Origin of the sequence: Nakamurella sp. PAMC28650, assembly GCF_014303395.1 — a bacterium.
Taxonomy (GTDB): Bacteria; Actinomycetota; Actinomycetes; order Mycobacteriales; family Nakamurellaceae; genus Nakamurella.
In genome coordinates this window covers 3,073,848-3,091,268 of sequence record NZ_CP060298.1, presented here as the reverse complement: position 1 = coordinate 3,091,268, position 17,421 = coordinate 3,073,848, and the positions used below count along the sequence as shown (strand labels likewise).

The window sequence follows — 17,421 nt, the reverse complement described above, 5'->3', positions numbered from 1 at the left end:
TTCTACACCAGGCGGAAAGATGAATCGCGTACTCATCGTCGAGGACGAACCGAATTTGTTGCTCCTGTTGACCAGGCTATTGACGGCAGAGGGATATGCGGTCACTCCCGCGCCGGACGGGCGTTCCGCACTCCAGCCGGGGAACTCCACCGAATTCGACCTGGTCATCCTGGATCTGATGCTCCCGGACATGAGCGGGGAGGACGTCCTGCGGGAACTCCTGGTCACCCGCCCGGAGATCAAGGTGCTGGTGCTGTCCTCCGTCACGGACCTGGTCAGGAGGGTGGGCGTGCTCGACCACGGCGCCGTCGATTTCCTCGCCAAGCCATTTGCCAATGCCGAGTTGATGGCGCGGATCCGGACGCGGATCCGGCGCCCGGATCACCAGGGCGGCAACGATCTTCGGCGCCATCTGACCGGCGCGGGCCTGCAGTTGGATCTCGAGCGGCGCGAGCTGATCATCAATGGCCGCCGGATCGATCTCTCCCAGCGCGAGTTCGCGCTGCTGGCGCATCTACTGCACCGCACCCCGGCCGTCTGCACCCGGCAGGAACTCCTTTCAGAGGTGTGGGGACTGGGCTTCGACCCCGGGAGCAACGTGGTCGACGTGTGCATGCGGCGCCTGCGCGCAAAACTCACCATCAGCCGAATCGAAACGGTGCGCAATGTCGGATACCGACTCGTCGCGTGTTAATTGGCCGTTGGCCTACGCCTGGGTGGTGTTCGCCGCGGTCAACGCCTACCTGACGTTCCTGTGGGCCGGTGCGGAGACCATCCCGTACCACCTGATCTGGGCCAGCTTCGCATTCTTGTACGGGCTTTATCCGTGGCCCCGCCGGCTGGCCTGGGTCACCTTCTGGGTGATCACCGTCGTGACCGGGGTGGCGTTCGCCGAACACAGCCTGACCAGGGAGATCGCCTGGACCGAATGCTCCGAGATCGTACTGATGGGAGTCATTCTCGCGCTCCTGATGTGGCACGTGGAACGCCAGCGAGCCACCAGGGCGACCCTGGTCCGGCTGCAGCAGCAGGAAATGGAGAGCGCCCACAGCCGCGAGCTCCGCTCCAAGTTCGGGACGCACGAGGTGCGCACCAGACTGACGATCGCACGGGGCTTCGTCGAGCTGATCGTCGCAGCGAAACCCGGACGGGCCATCGAGGCCGACGCAGAACTGGTCATCGCCGAACTGGACAAGGCCTCGTCACTGGTGACCAGCCTGCTGACCCTGGCCACGGTCAGCGAGTCGAGCGTCCGGATGACGGTCGACGTCAAGTTGCTGATCGACGCCGTTCTGCACCGCTGGATCAGCAGTGCCGACCGACAGTGGTCGTCCGCCACGCTGCCGGGCACGGTCGAGGCCGACGCCGAACGTCTGGAGGTGGCGCTGGACTGTCTGCTCGAGAACGCGGTCAAGTTCACCGAACCGGGAGACTCCATCGAGATCACCTGTGAGGTGGACGGAGGGATGCTCGTGCTGTCCGTCGCCGACTCGGGTGCCGGGATCCCGGAGGCGGATCTCGGGCGGATCTTCGAGATGTTCAAGACGTCCAGTACCGCCGGTGACCGCGCCGGAAGTGGGCTGGGGCTGCCGATCGTCAAGGCGATCGCCGAAGCCGGCATGGGCTCGGTGACGGTACGCAGCGCCGTCGGGGAAGGCAGCTGCTTCATCGTCCGTATGCGGCTGACGGATCGGGCTCTGGAGTCCTCGGCCGCGGTTGCCTCCCGTCCGGCTCCCGCCGAGATCGAGCAGTGGGCGTTCTGAGCGACCGGCCACCCTCTCAGGCAGCAGATCTGCCCTCGCGGCGCATCCTGCGCAACTCCAGCGCCACCGGAATCAGCGAGATGACGACGACCACCGCGATGATCGGCAGCAGGTATTTGTCGATGCCGGTGATCTGCGAGCCCAGCCAGAAGCCCGCCATCGTGACGCCGAGCGACCAGACGAGGCCACCGATGATCTGCCAGAGGGTGAACAGACGCGTCGAGATGCCGATCATGCCGGCCATCGGGTTCATCACGGTGCGGACCACCGGGATGAACCGGGCCAGCACGATCGCCTTGGCCGGGCCGTAGCGTTCGATGACTTCGGACACCCGATCGGCAGCCCGTCGAAGGGCCGGCCTGCGGGCGCGCTCGAGAAGACGGACCCCGAGTGTCCGCCCGATCCAGAAACCGATCTGCGCTCCGATCAGGGCACCCGCGGCCGCCACGGCCAGTACCCCGCCCAGCGGTAGGTGCAGTGCACCTTGACTCGCGGCCAGCAGTCCGGCACTGAACAGCAGCGAGTCACCCGGCAGGAAGAATCCGACCAGCAGCCCCGTCTCGGCGACGAGTACGCAGAAGATGCCGATCAGGCCGGTGGCAGCGATGACGCTGGTGGCGTCGAGCGGGTTGAAGCCCGACGCGAGAGTGCCGGCGATCACGACGAACTCGCGGACGGCGGACCTGCGATGGCATCCATGTGTCTCCTTCGGTGCAGATCTGTCACTGATAACGATACAACCCGTAGTACTATTGGGTTGATAGTAACAGTTGCGGAGGTCGCACCTCCCGTCACCACTACTGGATCGCCCGGTTCCCGTCACCTGAGATCTGCACTCCGGCAGGCTCTTCCTGCAGATCGGCGACATCACCCCGCAAGCGTTGCAGGTGCTCACGCGCCATCTCATGTCCGACGATCCGGACCGCCATCGCCGGTTCGTGCTCGAGCGGGGAGCGGTGGAGACGTTCTCCGGCGCCACTGCTCTCGAGCAGGGCAGCCACTTCTCGGAGCTCCCGGACGTAGTCGCCGAAGGCCGACAGCCGGTCATCGAGTGCGGTCCACGTCTGCCCGAGCCGTTCCTCCCACTCGAGCCGGGTCGCACGCAACACCGCCGTCGGCGACGTGGTCGCCCGGGACAGCTGTGCGTCCAGGAACTGGCGGTGGTCGTAGATCTCCCGGCAGGCGAGCTGGAGGAGTCGGGATTCCTCGGCCGGATCCAGTTGCACCCGGTGGCCGGCAAGTTGCTCCGACGTCCAGGCGGGGAGGGACTCCAGCTCGCCGGCCAGGGCCGCCGCCAGACGCGCGGCGGCAACCTCCTGCGGTAGATCGTCGGCCGGCAGGTGCGTCCAGTCGCTGAAGCCGACCAGGCTGCGATGGGCCAGCAGTAGGTCGATCTCGCGGGCGGTGACCCGCCGCGGGGTGATCCGGTCACGCCGGTGCGAGAACCGGACCGCCACCGCCGCATCGACACCCAACAGGATGCAGCACAACGAGAACCAGAGATGGCCGGATCCGATCAGGACGGACGTCAGACCGCCCAGCAGCAGGAGGACGCCGCCGGCGCCGGTCATCGTGCGGACGAAATCCTTCAGCAGGACGTCATCCTCCGTCACGGCCGCCCAGCGGGCGGACAGGTCGGCCGATACTCCGTCATCGAATTTCCAGACCGGGGGTAGCTCGCCGGACGGCGGTTCAGGAAGGTCGTCGTGCAAGGACTCCGGCGCGGGCCAGGTCGTCAAGGCGTTCACCGGCCGCTGTCGTCGGAGCCGTCGTTGCCGGGACCCATGCTGCCCGGCCCGCCCTGGGGCGGCTGACCCGGGCGGGAATCCTGCGACACGGAGAAGCCGGCGCCACGACCGTGGCCCCCCTCCGACAGGCCCGTCGATGCGGCGACGAAACCTCCACCCAGCAGCGCTCCGAACAGGACCGCGACCACGAGCTGCGCCCGCCGCCGCCTGATCAGCGCTGCACCCCGCTGCCTGGCCCATCCGGTGGCCGCTCGCAACCGTCCCGCAGTCCCTGTCCTCATGATGGCTCCATTCGATCTGGCGCGGGCCCGACGGCCGGTCGCTTCTACTATCAGTCGAATAGTAGCCATCGAAGTGCTGGAAACTCATGTGAAACAGCCATTGATGCAGGCGCTAGCGGATGAGAGCATCCGGGTGGTCGGTGGTCTCGGGTTCGGTCGAGCCTTCGACCGGCCCTAGCGAGAGGCTCGCGGGTGAGCGCACGAGCAGTGCGACCCCCGCGCACACCAACAGACCGGACACGCCGATGATGAGGAGGGTCACCGGACCGGTGGGCAGGCTCTCCCGCAACAGGAAGCCACCGGCCAACACGGCCACCACGGGATCGAGCACGGTGGCCGTCGCCACCGCGCCGGCGAAATGCCCGGCGCGATAGGCACTCTGGAGTAGGAGATACCCCCCGACGGCCAGCACTGCGACACAGACCCCGGTCCAGATCATCTCCGCACCGGAACCCGACCCTTCCAGGAGCAGCAGCAGGGTGCGCACGAGCACCGCGGTGGCCCCGAACGCCGCCCCGGCGCCTCCCGCGAGCAGTAGGGTTCGCCTGCGCCCGGCGGTCAGGCGTGCGACGGCGGTCGCCAACGCCACCAGGACCACGGTCAGGGCGGTCAGGCCCAGGACCGAACGCAGGGCGGGCACGTGGACCGAGGTGGAGACGGGAAGGGCTCTCAGGAGGACGGTCAGGCCGATCACCACGACTGCGGCGGCGGCGAGATCCAGTGGGCGGATCCGATGGCCACGCACCGCGGCGCCCAGGGGGATGGCGAAGACGACCCCCATCACGCCGAGAGGCTGCACGAGTGACAGTGTCGCCATCGACAGCGCGATCACGTGAAGTGCCACCGACAGGACGTCGGACGCCACGCCGACCACCCACCACGGCCGATGGCACAACTTCCACAGCACCCGAAACCCACCGACACCGGATCCGCCGATCCGCAGGGCCTCCCGATGCTGGAGGGCCGCGGCGAGAGCGAAGAAGAACGATCCGCCCAGGGCGGCCACGATCGCTCCCAGCATGGCCACCTCCCGCTCCGGTCAGTTCTGCCCGGGTCTGGGCCCCATCGCTACTATTTATCCAATAGTATCAGCGGCCGACCGGCCGAGGTCTGGTTCACCCGACGTTCAGCGGTTGTTCCTCCCGACGTAGTGGTACTACCTGATCATTAGTAATAGAAATTGTCCGAGCTCGACGTGGGTCGGCTCGGAAAGGTTTACATGTTCATCCGCAAGCGTTATCGATTCGGTGCTGCCGCTGTGGCCGCCGGTCTCGCCCTGACCTCGGCCGGTGTCGGTCAGGCCTCGGCAGCCCCGTCCGCAACAGCCGCAGCGTCCGCAACAGCCGCAGCAGCGACAGCATCAGCAACGGCCGCAGCGTCCGCCAGGAGCAAGCACGTCCTGCTGCTCTCGGTCGACGGACTCCACCAGTCCGACCTGGCCTGGTACGTGAAGAAGTACCCGCACTCGGCCCTGGCCACCCTGGTATCGCGGGGCACCGAGTACACCCACGCCCAGACCACCTTCCCGTCCGACTCGTTCCCGGGCATGGTCGCCCAGTTGACCGGCGGAGGCCCCGGAACCACCGGCGTCTTCTACGACGACACGTACAATCACCAGCTGCTCGCACCCGGCACGATCGATTGCACCACTGCAGTTCCCGGCACCGAGGTCTCCTGGACCGAAGCCGCCGACCGGTCGCAGAACCCGATCACCCTCGACGCCGGCCAGGGGCTGACGGCGTCCGCACTGAAGGCCCTCCCGACCAACAGCCTGGCCGACACCGTCGCGAACGCCAAGGCCATCACCGCCGCCATCCTGCAGATGACGCCCACCCCGCAGTCGCTGCTCGACCCGGCGGCGTTGCCGGTCGACCCGGCGACGTGCCTTCCCGTGTATCCCTCCCAGTACCTGCGGGTCAACACGGTGTTCGAGGTCGCTCGCAGCCACGGTCTGCGCACGGCCTGGTCGGACAAGCACGCGGCGTACGAAATCCTGAACGGGCCGTCCGGCAAGGGCATCCAGGACCTCTTCACGCCGGAGATCAACAGCGTGGCCGACTCCGTCGGTGACGACTGGACCACCGACAACGCCCTGACGCAGGTCTACGACAGCACGAAGGTGGCTGCCGTCGTCAACGAGATCAACGGCTTCGACCACTCCGGGACCCACCGGGTGGGCACGCCGGCGATCTTCGGCATGAACTTCCAGACCGTCTCCACCGCGGAGAAGCTGCCGCTGTCGGACGGGCTGGCCGGTGGATACCAGAAGGACGGAACCCCCGGTCCGCTGCTGCGAAGGGCGCTGGGCTACATCAACGCCCAGGTCGGCACCATGAGCGCGGCGATCTCCCGTGCCGGACTGGCCTCCAGCACCACGATCATCCTCTCGGCCAAGCACGGGCAGGCGCCGACGGACGGCTCCACCCTGCGTCGGGTCGACGACGGCAAGATCATCGCGGGGCTCGACGCCGCCTGGGCCTCCACGCATCCCAAAGCCGCTGCACTGGTGATTTTCTCGGTGGACGACGACGGCATGCTGCTGTGGCTGTCCGACCGGTCGGGCGCAGCGCTGGACTTCGCCAAGAGCTACCTGCTGCACCACAGTGCGCCGGCCAACAAGATCACCGACCCCAAGGGCGTCTACTCCGCCACGGTCCGGACCTCCGGGCTGACCAGGGTCTACACCGGTGCCGCGGCCGACACGCTGGTCCGGGCCAGGAACGGCGACCCGCACGCCCCGGACCTGATCGGGATCGCCCAGCCGGGCGTCGTCTATACCGGCGGGGTCAAGAAGATCGCCGAGCACGGCGGCGACGCGCCGGCCGATCTGGACGTCGCGCTCGTGGTGTCCGGCGCGGCGGTCACCCATCACGCCGTCAACGGCACGCATGTCCAGACCACCTCGATCGCACCGACCATCCTGGCGCTGCTGGGCCTCAACCCGAAGACCCTGCAGGCCGTACGCACCGAGCACACCCCGGTGCTCCCAGGTCTGTAGCACCACCGAGCGAGGAGAGGGCCACCGGCACATCCGCCGGTGGCCCTCTTCTCATTTCCGGCCCGGTCCGAGAGGCGCCGTCGTCTACTATCGAAACAGTGATAGTCGGACGACGCGGAGCGTGGCTGGTTGCCGGTGTGGCAGTGCTGGCCGTGTTGATCTCCGTGGTCATGCGGGCACCGGGGCCGCCGGGGTTCGACACTGCCATCCACGACTGGATGCTGCGGCATCGGCATGGGTGGGCCACCGACGTCGCCCTTTCTGCGACCGCCTCGGGCAGCTCACCCGTGCTGTACTCGGGACTGGCCGCAGCGGCGGCCGTGGTGTGGTGGCGACAGCGCCGCACGGCTCTGGTGCGTCGGTGGCGGCCGGTCGTCGCCCTTGTCGTGCTGGCCTCCGGAGCATTGCTGCGCACCGGTCTGTCCGATCTGCTGCATCGCGCCCGCCCGCCGCGTGGTGACTGGATGGCGACGGCGACCGGTTGGTCGTTGCCGTCCGGGCACAGCGCCAACGCGGCACTGGCCGCCATCATGGTGCTCTGGTCGATCTGGCCCTCCCTGAGGGGCCGGGCTGCACGCCTGTGGTCGGTGGCGGCGGCGGCCGCGTTCGCCGGGACCGTGGGCTGGTCCCGCGCCTACCTCGGTGTGCACTGGCCGACCGATGTGTTGGCCGGATGGTTGTTCGCGGCCTGCTGGGCCGTGTTCGCCCTGATGCTCGTCAGCCGTCTGACCGGTCTGGACTTCCGTCGACGCCCCGATGGCGAGGTGTCCCCCACCGCAGTGCGGCAGGCCGGCGATCAGTCCCGACCCAGGGCATCACGCTGACGGACGATGCGGTCGGTGCTCATCGCGGACTCGGCCTCGTTCCGGCTCAGCTGCAGGACGGCAACGCCCAGCACCACGAGCAGGAGGACGAGCAGGAGGTTGGTCCCGAATCCCTGCCTGATCTGCTCGTCGTAGACGACCACCCCGATCACGATGCTCAGCAGCGGATCGACCGTCGCAGTGGCCGGCAGGCTGGCGGTGAGCGGACCGGCCTGGAACGTCAGCTGGCTCAGGACCAGCCCCGCGGCGCCCACCGCGATCACCGTGTACAGCTGCCAGCTGGTGAACAGATCGAGCAGATTCCTGGCACCGATGTCGGTGGCCGCCTTGATCAGTGCCGCCGTGGCCGCATAGATCATGCCCACAGCGGTACCCAGGATCGCCGCGGTGCGCCCGCCGTTGCGCTGCCGGCGGCCCAGGACGAGGCAGATCACCACGAGGACCACGCCCAGCGTCCCGGCAATGGCCGCGGGAATCCGGTCGGCCGACTGATGGACGGCCGCCGGCGTCGCGGCGAGCAGGACGAATCCACCGAGGGAGCCGATCAGGACCAGGGCCCACAGGGTCTGCTGCCCGGTGATGTGATGACGCTCGAAACGGGCCCGGATGACGAGCGCGAACAACAGGCTCGTCAGCAGCAGGGGTTGGACGACGCTCAGGGCGCCCCGGTGCAGCGCGAGGATCTGCAGGGTGAGCCCGACGACGTCACAACCGATCCCGGCCAGCCAGAGACGATGCGACACCGTTGCGCGGATGAATCGGCCGAGGGTCCGCGGCTGCATGCTCTGGGCGTCAGGCACACGCCCCGCACTCACATGTTTCAGCGAGGTGGACGTCGCGAACGCCAGCGCAGACGCCAGGCTCAACGACACCACGATCCAGTAGTTCGACACACACTGCCCTTCGCGTCCCCCGGCGGGCCCCGTCACACTCTATTGATGCCGTCCCGTGCCAGATCCCGTCGCCGCCCTCGCACGCCCGGTGACACCCGCTACACCATTGTCTTCTTCCACGCCCACCCAGATGACGAGGCGCTGCTGACCGGCGGCACGATGGCCAGGTTGTCGACGGAGGGTCACCGCGTCGTACTGGTGACGGCCACGGCCGGCGAGAAGGGACTGGCATCGGCGGAGCTGACCACCTCGACGGCACTCGGTGATGTCCGTCTCGCCGAATTGCATGCCTCGGCGCGGGCGCTGGGCTGCGCCCGGACCGTGGTCCTGGGGTACGCCGACTCGGGGAGCGCCACCGGTCGCGGCCCTTCCATCGGCGGCTGTTTTGCCGGTATGTCCGTGGAGGTGGCCGCCGAACCCTTGGCGGAAGTGCTGCGCGAGGAAGCCGCCGATGTCCTGACCACCTACGACCGGGCCGGTGGTTACGGCCATCCCGACCACGTCCAGGTCCACCTGGTCGGGGCCAGGGCAGCGGAGATGGCCGGCACCGCAGTGCTGCTGGAAGCCACCATCGATCGACATCTGCTGCAACGCGCACTGTCCTTCGGACGTTGGTTTGCACCGCGAACTGCTGATTTCGACCCGTCGCGTTTCGACTCCCTCTACTCTGCTCGCGCAGAGATCACCCACCGGGTGGACGTGAGCGGCTACCTGGACCAGAAGCGGGCGGCGATGTCGGCCCATCGCAGCCAGAGCACGGCGGATGCGGCCGCCGAACGCGGTCTGGCGTGGATGCTGCGTCTGCCGAAGCCCTTGTACCGTCTGGTTTTCGGGCGGGAGTGGTTCATCGAACGCGGCCGACCACCGCAGGACCGCCCGCTCGACGACATCCTGGACAGTCTGCGAGAGGAGTCGGATGGGTGAGCTGTACCCGGAGGGTCGAGCCCGACCCGACGTGAGTCGGTGTCAGGAGTGGGCCCCGAATGAGGAGATACTGTCCCATCATGCCCGCCGCCCGCCCGTCCCGACCCCGGTGGGGCGTCTGGCCGTGGTCACCAGGGAAGAAGTCCGCTTGAAACAGCAACGCACGGCCGGTTTCGCGGTGGCGCGCCGTTGGCTGATCCAGCGGTTGCTGTCCATCACCTCCGGCGGCCGGCCCGGTCTGATCGACGTCTCGAATCTTCCGACCCGACTGACCATGCCACTTCGCCGCGACGGCCTTGACCCGGTGCCATTGACCCCGGTTGCGGGTGACGACGGCGCCGTCAGCAAGATCGGACGCATCCTGGGGATCAACGTCTGGCTCGTCACCGACTACGAGCAGGCGCGCACGATCCTGGCCGACACCACGTACAGCACCGACATCCGCTCGCTCATCGGCGGCGGCAGCGAACCGGGCCTCATCGGCGGTCTCGGTTTCACCGATCCCCCCGACCACACCATGCTCCGCAAGATCCTGATGCCGGAGTTCACCACGAGACGACTGTCCGCCCTGCAGCCGGCCATCGAAAGAATCGTCGAAGATCAACTCGATGTGATGGAGGCCGCCGGGCCGGTGGCCGACGTCGTCTCCGATTTCGCGTTTCCGGTCCCGTTCCAGGTGATCTGCGAACTCCTTGGTCTACCCACCACGGACCGCGACCGCTTCCGACGACTCGGTCACGACAGGTTCGACGTCGAGCAGGGGGGAGCCGGCATCTTCGGCGCGATCTCCGAATCACGCGAATTCATGCGCGAGGCAGTGAGCAAGCAACGTCGGGCCCCGGGTACCGGACTCATCGCGGCCATGCTCAGGACGCACGGGGACCAGGTCGACGACGACACCATCGCCGGCCTCGCGGACGGCGTGTTCACCGGGGGCTACGAGACCTCGGCCAGCATGTTGGCCCTGGGCACCCTGGCGCTCCTGCGCGACGAACAGGAGTCCCACCTCATGCGGACCGACGACGCCGCCGTCAACCCAACGGTCGACGAGCTGCTACGCCACCTCAGCGTCGTGCAGATCGCATTTCCCCGCTTCGCCCGATCGGACGTGCAGCTGTCCGGCCGCCGGGTCCGCGCCGGCGACGTGGTGATCTGTTCGCTGAGCCGCGCCAACCGCCACGACGTGTTCGGCCTCGCACCGGATCGTCTCGATCCGCACCGGCAGGGACCCACCCACCTGGCGTTCGGCCACGGATTCCACCGTTGCATCGGAGCCGAACTCGCCCGGATGCAGCTTCGGGTCGCCTTTCGCGCCCTGGTGCGCCGATTCCCGGACATGACGTTGGCGATTCCACCGCAGGATCTGCGTTTCCGTGACCTGTCCATCGTCTACGGTCTACTCGCGCTGCCTATCAGGCTGCACGCCGATGCTCCGTCCAACTCCATTCCACCCACCCGCTGAGCAGGAAACCAATGAGGATCGTGCATGTCGCCGACTCCTTCGCGCCGGACGTCGGCGGGATCGAGCGCCAGGTGGAGACGCTGGTGCGGCATCAGATCGCCCAGGGCCACGACGTCACGGTCATCACCGCTGTGGCCGAACCCGCCGACCTGGACAGCGATCTCGATGTGGTCCGCGCGGCCAGGGGGCGCTGGCTGACGGTGGCGTTCCCGTGGCGCAACCGGAGAATCGTCGCCGAGGTGCTGGACGGCCGAGAGATCGACGTCCTGCACGCCCACTTCACCGTGGTCTCCCCGATCGCGATCTATGTGACCAGGGCCGCCGGCCGGCGCCGGATCCCGGTGGCTGCAACGGTTCACTCCCTGTGGTGGAAGGTCGCGCTGGCCACCAGGATCAGCACGCTGCCGTTCGGCTGGGGGCGCATGAGGGCCGCCTGGTCCGGGGTCAGCAGCATTGCGGCCGGACACGTCCGCCGCACCCTGCCCGGGGTGCATCAGGTGTCGATCGTTCCCAACCTGATCGAAACCCACTGGTGGCGTTCCGGCATCCCGGCCGACCGCGATCTGTCCGACACCGTCCGCATCGTCCTGGTCGGACGGCTGAAGAAGCGCAAACATCTGGACGAAGTCATCGACGTGCTCGCCAGGGTGAGGCAGCAGTTGCCCCCGGGCATGTCGTTCTCGGTCAGCATCGTCGGTGACGGCCCACGCCGGGACGACCTGCAGCGACAGATCGACGACAACGGCCTGACCGACCGGGTGACCCTCGTGGGCTACCAGAACACCGTGGCCGTCAGGGATCTGCACCACCGATCGCATCTGTTCATCGCTTCGTCCCGGCAGGAGGCGTTCGGCATCGCCGCCCTCGAGGCCCGCGCGGCGGGACTGCCCGTCATCGGCTACCGGAGCACCGGACTGGTCGACTACATCACCGATGGCATCGACGGACGCCTCGTCTCGAACGGGAGCGAGATGACGGACGCCCTGGTCACTCTCATCCGGAATCCCGCCCTGCTGCGGAACATGTTGCACACGACCGGCACCACCCCGCCGGCCATCACCAATGACGATGCCACATCGGCGATCACGGCCCTGTACGAGCGGGCCCGCGCTTCGACCGACGCGGTCCTCACCGAGAAGGGCCACTCGCGGTCGACCCGGATCTGGCGGGCCGCCCTGCTCAGTTGGATGCCGGGACTGCTGTCGCGAAAATCGCGCTGACGGCGGGACCTACTTCCGATGGCCCTTCGGTCGCCGGAAGGCCGGCGCCATGCCCAGCACCGGCCGCCGGAAGATGCGGTTCAGCGCATACCCCAGGATGTAGTAGTAGAAGAAGGACACGGCGAAGTTGTAGACGACACCCTCTTCCATCCGGCGCGCCGACGTGTCGATGGAATTGCTGGGATCGAAAGCCACGAGTCCCTTCTTCCGCAGACGCCTCAGCAGATCCAACTCGTCACCGCCCTGGGCCAGGCGGGTGTCGTAGCCGCTGAACGCGTCACGGCGGAACGCGAAGTTGGTGGCCGTGACGTAGACGACCGGTCCGCCCAGCCGGACGATCAGATTGACGGCACCGAAGAGCATGCGCTGCAACCGCATGCCCCACGCCGGACCGTCGTGGAAATAGCACGGCCCGCCGACGGCCACGCCCAGTGGGTTGTCTGCGAACCAGCTCTCGATCTTGGACAGCCAACCCGCGTGGTAGATGGTGTCGGCATCGGCCGAGACGACGATCTCCCCGCGCGCGGACTCGGTGCCGCGCTGCCGGGCGTGGCAGACGCCGCGGTCGGGTTCGAACACCACCGTGGCGCCGGCCGCCCGGGCGATGGCCGCCGTGTCGTCGGTGCTGTTGTTGTCCACCACGATGACCTCCACCGGCCCGGGGAAGTCCTGGGCGGCCAGGGACGACAGACAGTCGGCGAGATAGAACTCCTCGTTGAAGGCGGGGATGACGACGGTGAAGCGGACCGGGGTGTCGTACGGGAACTGTCTGAGCACGTTCTTTGACCGTCACTCTCAGCAGAGCGGACTCGAAATTGCTTTTCCGGACAGTAGTCTGGCATGCGCTTCCCCCGGCGCACGGTTGCAACTCCCAGGTCGGGAACCCCGTCGGTGGGCCGGGCCGCGGCGTGATCCCGGCCAAGCACCGAGCGGGGCGGGCCCTGCGGGCGTAAGGTCACCGGAAACGTTGCATCAGGCAGGCCCTCGGAGTCGGAGGAACACAGATGCGGGTCACCGACGTACTGGCGCACAAGGGTTCGGCAGTCACGACCGTCCGGCCAGGTGCCACCATGGCCGAGGCCATCGCCCTGCTCACCCGGCATGCGGTGGGTGCACTCGTGGTGACCGGCGACGGGCACAGCATTCGCGGGATCATCAGCGAACGGGATGTCGTCCGGGCACTGCACGTGCACGGGAGTGCGCTGCTGGGCATGACCGTCGCCGAGATCATGACGGTCTCCGTCACCACCTGCGTTCCGGGCGACGAGATCGGCTCGCTGGCCAGGACGATGACCGAACTGCGATTCCGGCACATGCCCGTCGTCGTCGACGGAGTCCTTGCGGGGATCGTGACCATCGGTGACGTGGTCAAGAGCCGCATCGACGAATTGGAGACCGAACACGATCAACTGGTCGGCTACATCTCCGCCCCCTGAACACCGCCTCACCGAAACGCCGGACTCTGCTGGAAGCGACGGTCATCTCCCGCCGGGCCGACGGCCTGTCGAGGCTGTCCCTGCGTCGATCGGTGGCACCATCTTCACGTGCCAGATGATTCCGCAGCCACGGTGAAGGTCCCCGCCCACGTCAGCACCGCTCGTCGCAAACTCCTGGTGTCTGCGATCGCGGGCGTGATCGTCGGCCTCGCCGGCGAGATCCTCGGAGCCGGCCGGAACGCACCATTGATCGCCTGGGACGTCCTGGCGGTCGTCTTCTGCGCCTGGGTGTGGGCCACCGTCTGGAAGCTGGACGGCCCCGCCACCGCCCGCGATGCCCTCCGCGAGAACCCTGGGCGCGATGCAGCCGATGTCATCCTGGTCGGGGTCGGCGTGGCCAGCCTGATCGCCGTCGGCGTCGTGCTGTTCGGGGCCGGACACGCCGCCGGCAACGACAAATACCTGCAGGCCGGGTTCGCCGTGTTCTCGGTCTTCGTCTCCTGGACGCTCATCCACACCGTCTTCACGCTCAAGTACGCACGCCTCTACTACTCGGGAGAACCCGGTGGGATCGACTTCAACGAGTCCGATCCCCCGCAGTACAGCGATTTCGCCTACCTCTCCTTCACCATCGGGATGACGTTCCAGGTGTCGGATACCGATCTGCAGGGGAAGCAGATCCGCCGTACGGCTCTGCGTCACGCATGGCTGTCCTTCCCGCTGGGCGCGGTCATCATCGCCGCCTCGATCAACCTCGTCTCCGGCCTGGCGAAGTAGCGGATCATCACTCCGGGCTCCCGGCCGCCCCGGAACCCAAGGGCGCCATCGTGTTCGGGCCGGGAAGAGGCGACGATCACAACCAGTCGCGACGCTTGAACATGATCGCCAGACCGACGGTGCTGAACACCAGGAGCACGGACATGATGGTGAGGCCGACGTGGTTGCCGAAGCCTGGGTAGGGCAGGTTCTGGCCGAAGAAGCCCGTGATCGCCGCCACTGCGCCGAAGATGGCGGCGTAGGCGGTCAGCTTCTTCATCACCTCGTTGAGGCGGTTGGACTGGACCTGCAGATTGCTGTCCTGGATGGTCGTGACCAGGTCGCGCAGTGACTCGGTCCATTCGGTGACGCGCAGGACGTGGTCGTAGACGTCCTGGTAGTAGGGAGCCATCGCCTCGTCGACGATGCTCAGGTCCCGGCGCATCAGGGTGTTCAGGACCTCCCGCATCGGCAGGCTCACCCGCCGCAGATCGACGAGGGCCTTGCGCATCTGGAAAGAGCGCTTCTGGACGGCGAGCGGCTGGGGCTTGTCGTCGAAGAGGCGGGCCTCCACCTCCTCGACGGCGTCGTCGAGTTCCTGGACCGTGTCGAAATGGCCGTCCACGACGTGGTCGAGGAGCCCGTGCAGGAGAAATCCGACACCGTGCTCGGCCCGGTCGCTGTTGCTGTCCCAGACACTCTCGACGTGCGCCATGTCGAAGGCCCCGGTCTTGCGCACGGTGATCAGCCAGTTGTGAGCGGCGAAGACGGCCAGTTCGCTGGTGTGCAGCTCACCGGTCCCGACGTCCAGGCGCACACCGTACAAGCTCATGAAGATATGGGTGGAGTAGTGATCGACCTTCGGCCGCTGGTGTTCGTGGGTGGCATCTTCGACGGCCAGAGCGTTGAGCGAGAACTCCTCCGCCAGCAATTCCAGCTCGCTGCTGTCGGGTGACTCCAGATCGAGCCAGACGACGACGCCCGGCTCGCAGATCCGTTCGCTGATGTCCGCCGGGTCGAAGTCCTCGGCCTCCAGCACCCCGTCGCGATAGAGGCGGTTACGTTGCACCACGACACCGTATCCGGTGGGTGCCCGGGTGGGTACCAGGGGCAGCGGAGGGTGGATCGGCAACCAGACTGCCGTCGCCGGCAGACCGGGGATCGCCGTTCCGATCGCACCCGGCCTATCGGTTTCGCGGGTCGTCCTGCAGTCGTACGGCCTCCCCCGCAAGATCGGTCTGCGAGCCGATGCGTCGGGGGCCGGACCCTCCGTAGCGTTCTGATCATGATCACAGCCAAGGATTTGACGATGAAATATGGCGACAAGACGGTCGTGGACCGGTTGAACTTCGACCTCCGACCGGGGGTGGTCACCGGATTCCTGGGCCCGAACGGCGCCGGCAAGTCGACCACCATGCGGATGATCATCGGGTTGGACCGTCCCACCGGCGGTTCGGTCACCGTGCACGGCATGTGCTATCGCGATCTGCCTGCTCCCCTGCAGGAGGTCGGGGTGCTGTTGGAGGCACGAGCCGTACACACCGGCCGATCGGCCTACCACCACCTGCTGGCGATGGCGGTCACCCACGGCATCTCCAGGAAGCGGGTGCAGGAGGTCATCGATCTCGCGGGCCTGACCGAGGTGGCCCGGCAGCGGGTGAGCGCCTTCTCCCTGGGCATGGGGCAGCGCCTGGGAATTGCGGCGGCGTTGCTGGGTGATCCGCAGACGTTGATTCTCGACGAACCGGTGAACGGGCTGGATCCCGACGGGGTGTTGTGGGTCCGCAACCTGCTCAGGGGGCTGGCCGCCGAAGGCCGGACGGTGTTCGTCTCGAGCCACCTGATGAGCGAGATGGCCCAGACCGCCGAGCATCTCATCGTGATCGGCAAGGGGCGCCTGCTCGCCGACCAGCCCATCGCCGACATCATCCACTCCGCCGGTCGCTCCTCGGTGCTGGTCCGCACCCCCGAGGCGGAACGCCTGCGGGATCTGCTCGTCGGCGCGACGGTCACGGTCACCAGCAGCCGGGCCGGGGAGCTGGAGGTCGACGGGTCCACGGCGGAGAAGATCGGCGAGATCGCTTTCGAAAACCGGATCATGATCCATCAGCTGACCAGCGTCCAGGCCTCTCTGGAAGAGGCGTTCATGGAGCTCACCAACGACGCCGTGGAGTACCACGGCGGCACCATCACCGCGAAGGACGCCGCATGACCACCACCGCACCCGCCCCCTCCGCCCAGTCCGCCGCACCCGTCCACCGCACCGTGGAGGTGCAACCGGTCTCGCAACGCCGCGTCATCGCCTCCGAATGGGTCAAGTTCCGGACCCTGCGGTCCAGCTGGATCACGATGGGCGTCGCCGTCGCAGCACTGGCGCTGCTGGGACTGCTGATCGGGGTCATCACCAACGCCAACTGGGCCCATCTGGATCCCGCCAGGGCCGCCAACTTCAACGCGGTGGACACCAGCCTGCGGGGCATCAATTTCGCCCAGCTCGCGATCGCCGTGCTGGGCGTACTGGTCATCTCCGGCGAGTACAGCACCGGCATGATCCGTTCGTCCCTGGGCGCGGTCCCGAAGCGGTTGCCGGTGCTGTGGGCCAAACTTCTCGTCTTCGGCGCCGCCACCTTCGTGCTGATGGAGATCGCCGCGTTCGCGGCCTTCTGGCTCGGCCAGGCCGGCCTGGCCACCCACGGGACCACCCTGTCCGCACCGGGTGCGTTGCGGTCGGTCATCGGGACCGGGCTGTACCTGACCGTCGTCGGTGTGCTGAGCGTGGCGTTGGGTTTCATCATCCGGTCGACCGCCGGCGGGATCTCCGTCGTCATCGGGCTGCTGCTGGTATTGCCGGGGATCATGAACGTGCTGCCACAGAGTTGGCAGGACCACATCTCCCCCTACCTGCCCAGCAATGCCGGAGCCGTCATCACCACCGTCAATGCCGACCCCGGGAGTCTGGCCCCGTGGACCGGGTTCGGCGTGTTCTGCCTGTACGCCGCGGTGGCGGTGGCGATCAGCGCCGTGCTGCTGAACCGGCGCAACGCCTGAGCACCGCACTCTTCCCACCTCCACGCCGAACCGCAGGGGATCACCCCCCTGCGGTTCGTGCGGTTCCT

Annotated in this window: 18 protein-coding genes; 11 read left to right on the top strand and 7 right to left on the bottom strand. The window is 67.5% G+C overall.

Annotated features, from left to right (window positions below):
• Positions 1–19 precede the first annotated feature (19 nt).
• Both H7F38_RS14050 and H7F38_RS14045 read left to right on the top strand, forming a co-directional pair.
• A complete protein-coding gene (locus H7F38_RS14050; RefSeq protein ID WP_187090461.1) occupies positions 20–694 on the top strand; it encodes a response regulator transcription factor in 675 nt (224 codons plus the stop codon).
• Positions 666–1,763 carry a HAMP domain-containing sensor histidine kinase gene (locus H7F38_RS14045; RefSeq protein ID WP_187090460.1) on the top strand — a complete coding sequence of 366 codons (1,098 nt, stop codon included), beginning with the start codon at positions 666–668 and terminating at the stop codon, positions 1,761–1,763. Before H7F38_RS14050 ends, H7F38_RS14045 begins: the two co-directional genes overlap by 29 nt.
• 16 nt (positions 1,764–1,779) lie before the next feature.
• Here the strand turns inward: H7F38_RS14045 and H7F38_RS14040 are convergent, their stop codons facing one another.
• The 4 genes from H7F38_RS14040 to H7F38_RS14025 all read right to left on the bottom strand — a co-directional run bounded on the left by H7F38_RS14040 (position 1,780) and on the right by H7F38_RS14025 (position 4,813).
• Positions 1,780–2,424, bottom strand: coding sequence for a DedA family protein (locus H7F38_RS14040; protein ID WP_222618064.1), 645 nt, complete (start codon positions 2,422–2,424; stop codon positions 1,780–1,782).
• Positions 2,425–2,560: 136 nt separating this feature from the next.
• Positions 2,561–3,502, bottom strand: a complete 942-nt coding sequence (locus H7F38_RS14035) for a hypothetical protein (protein ID WP_187090459.1) — start codon at positions 3,500–3,502, stop codon at positions 2,561–2,563.
• A 5-nt stretch (positions 3,503–3,507) separates the two neighbouring features.
• The gene (locus tag H7F38_RS14030) at positions 3,508–3,792 is read right to left on the bottom strand and encodes a hypothetical protein (protein WP_187090458.1); all 285 of its coding nucleotides are present in this window, start codon (positions 3,790–3,792) and stop codon (positions 3,508–3,510) included.
• Positions 3,793–3,904: 112 nt separating this feature from the next.
• Positions 3,905–4,813 carry a DMT family transporter gene (locus H7F38_RS14025; RefSeq protein WP_187090457.1) on the bottom strand — a complete coding sequence of 303 codons (909 nt, stop codon included), beginning with the start codon at positions 4,811–4,813 and terminating at the stop codon, positions 3,905–3,907.
• A 198-nt stretch (positions 4,814–5,011) separates the two neighbouring features.
• Here H7F38_RS14025 and H7F38_RS14020 point away from each other — a divergent pair, with 198 nt between their 5' ends.
• Together H7F38_RS14020 and H7F38_RS14015 are read left to right on the top strand one after the other, a co-directional pair.
• A complete protein-coding gene (locus H7F38_RS14020; RefSeq protein WP_187090456.1) occupies positions 5,012–6,790 on the top strand; it encodes an alkaline phosphatase family protein in 1,779 nt (592 codons plus the stop codon).
• Positions 6,791–6,888: 98 nt separating this feature from the next.
• Positions 6,889–7,614: a phosphatase PAP2 family protein gene (locus tag H7F38_RS14015; protein ID WP_187090455.1), complete on the top strand. Its 726-nt coding sequence runs from the start codon at positions 6,889–6,891 to the stop codon at positions 7,612–7,614.
• Here H7F38_RS14015 and H7F38_RS14010 read toward each other — a convergent pair.
• Positions 7,587–8,507: a DMT family transporter gene (locus H7F38_RS14010; RefSeq protein WP_187090454.1), complete on the bottom strand. Its 921-nt coding sequence runs from the start codon at positions 8,505–8,507 to the stop codon at positions 7,587–7,589. The two genes, H7F38_RS14015 and H7F38_RS14010, sit on opposite strands and share 28 nt — an antisense overlap.
• A gap of 45 nt (positions 8,508–8,552) precedes the next feature.
• On the opposite strand from H7F38_RS14010, the gene H7F38_RS14005 reads away from it, so the two are divergent.
• From H7F38_RS14005 to H7F38_RS13995, 3 genes are all read left to right on the top strand, one after another.
• Positions 8,553–9,431: a PIG-L deacetylase family protein gene (locus H7F38_RS14005; RefSeq protein WP_187090453.1), complete on the top strand. Its 879-nt coding sequence runs from the start codon at positions 8,553–8,555 to the stop codon at positions 9,429–9,431.
• A gap of 148 nt (positions 9,432–9,579) precedes the next feature.
• Positions 9,580–10,893, top strand: coding sequence for a cytochrome P450 (locus H7F38_RS14000; RefSeq protein WP_255497974.1), 1,314 nt, complete (start codon positions 9,580–9,582; stop codon positions 10,891–10,893).
• A gap of 11 nt (positions 10,894–10,904) precedes the next feature.
• The gene (locus tag H7F38_RS13995; protein WP_187090451.1) at positions 10,905–12,113 is read left to right on the top strand and encodes a glycosyltransferase family 4 protein; all 1,209 of its coding nucleotides are present in this window, start codon (positions 10,905–10,907) and stop codon (positions 12,111–12,113) included.
• 9 nt (positions 12,114–12,122) lie between these two features.
• Here the strand turns inward: H7F38_RS13995 and H7F38_RS13990 are convergent, their stop codons facing one another.
• On the bottom strand, positions 12,123–12,890 hold the full coding sequence (locus H7F38_RS13990) for a glycosyltransferase family A protein (protein WP_187090450.1): 768 nt from the start codon (positions 12,888–12,890) through the stop codon (positions 12,123–12,125).
• Positions 12,891–13,117: 227 nt separating this feature from the next.
• Here H7F38_RS13990 and H7F38_RS13985 point away from each other — a divergent pair, with 227 nt between their 5' ends.
• A complete protein-coding gene (locus H7F38_RS13985) occupies positions 13,118–13,549 on the top strand; it encodes a CBS domain-containing protein (RefSeq protein ID WP_187090449.1) in 432 nt (143 codons plus the stop codon).
• Positions 13,550–13,657: 108 nt separating this feature from the next.
• Positions 13,658–14,326, top strand: coding sequence for a DUF1345 domain-containing protein (locus tag H7F38_RS13980; protein WP_187090448.1), 669 nt, complete (start codon positions 13,658–13,660; stop codon positions 14,324–14,326).
• A gap of 76 nt (positions 14,327–14,402) precedes the next feature.
• Here H7F38_RS13980 and H7F38_RS13975 read toward each other — a convergent pair whose 3' ends face one another.
• Positions 14,403–15,374 (bottom strand): magnesium transporter CorA family protein, encoded by a 972-nt coding sequence (locus H7F38_RS13975; RefSeq protein ID WP_187090447.1) that lies wholly within the window; start codon positions 15,372–15,374, stop codon positions 14,403–14,405.
• A gap of 216 nt (positions 15,375–15,590) precedes the next feature.
• Between H7F38_RS13975 and H7F38_RS13970 the strand changes: the two genes are divergently transcribed.
• Together H7F38_RS13970 and H7F38_RS13965 are read left to right on the top strand one after the other, a co-directional pair.
• Positions 15,591–16,517: an ATP-binding cassette domain-containing protein gene (locus H7F38_RS13970; protein ID WP_187090446.1), complete on the top strand. Its 927-nt coding sequence runs from the start codon at positions 15,591–15,593 to the stop codon at positions 16,515–16,517.
• Entirely contained in the window at positions 16,514–17,353 is an 840-nt protein-coding gene (locus H7F38_RS13965) for an ABC transporter permease subunit (protein ID WP_187090445.1), read from the top strand. The genes H7F38_RS13970 and H7F38_RS13965 overlap by 4 nt, the downstream gene beginning before the upstream one ends.
• Positions 17,354–17,421 lie beyond the last annotated feature (68 nt).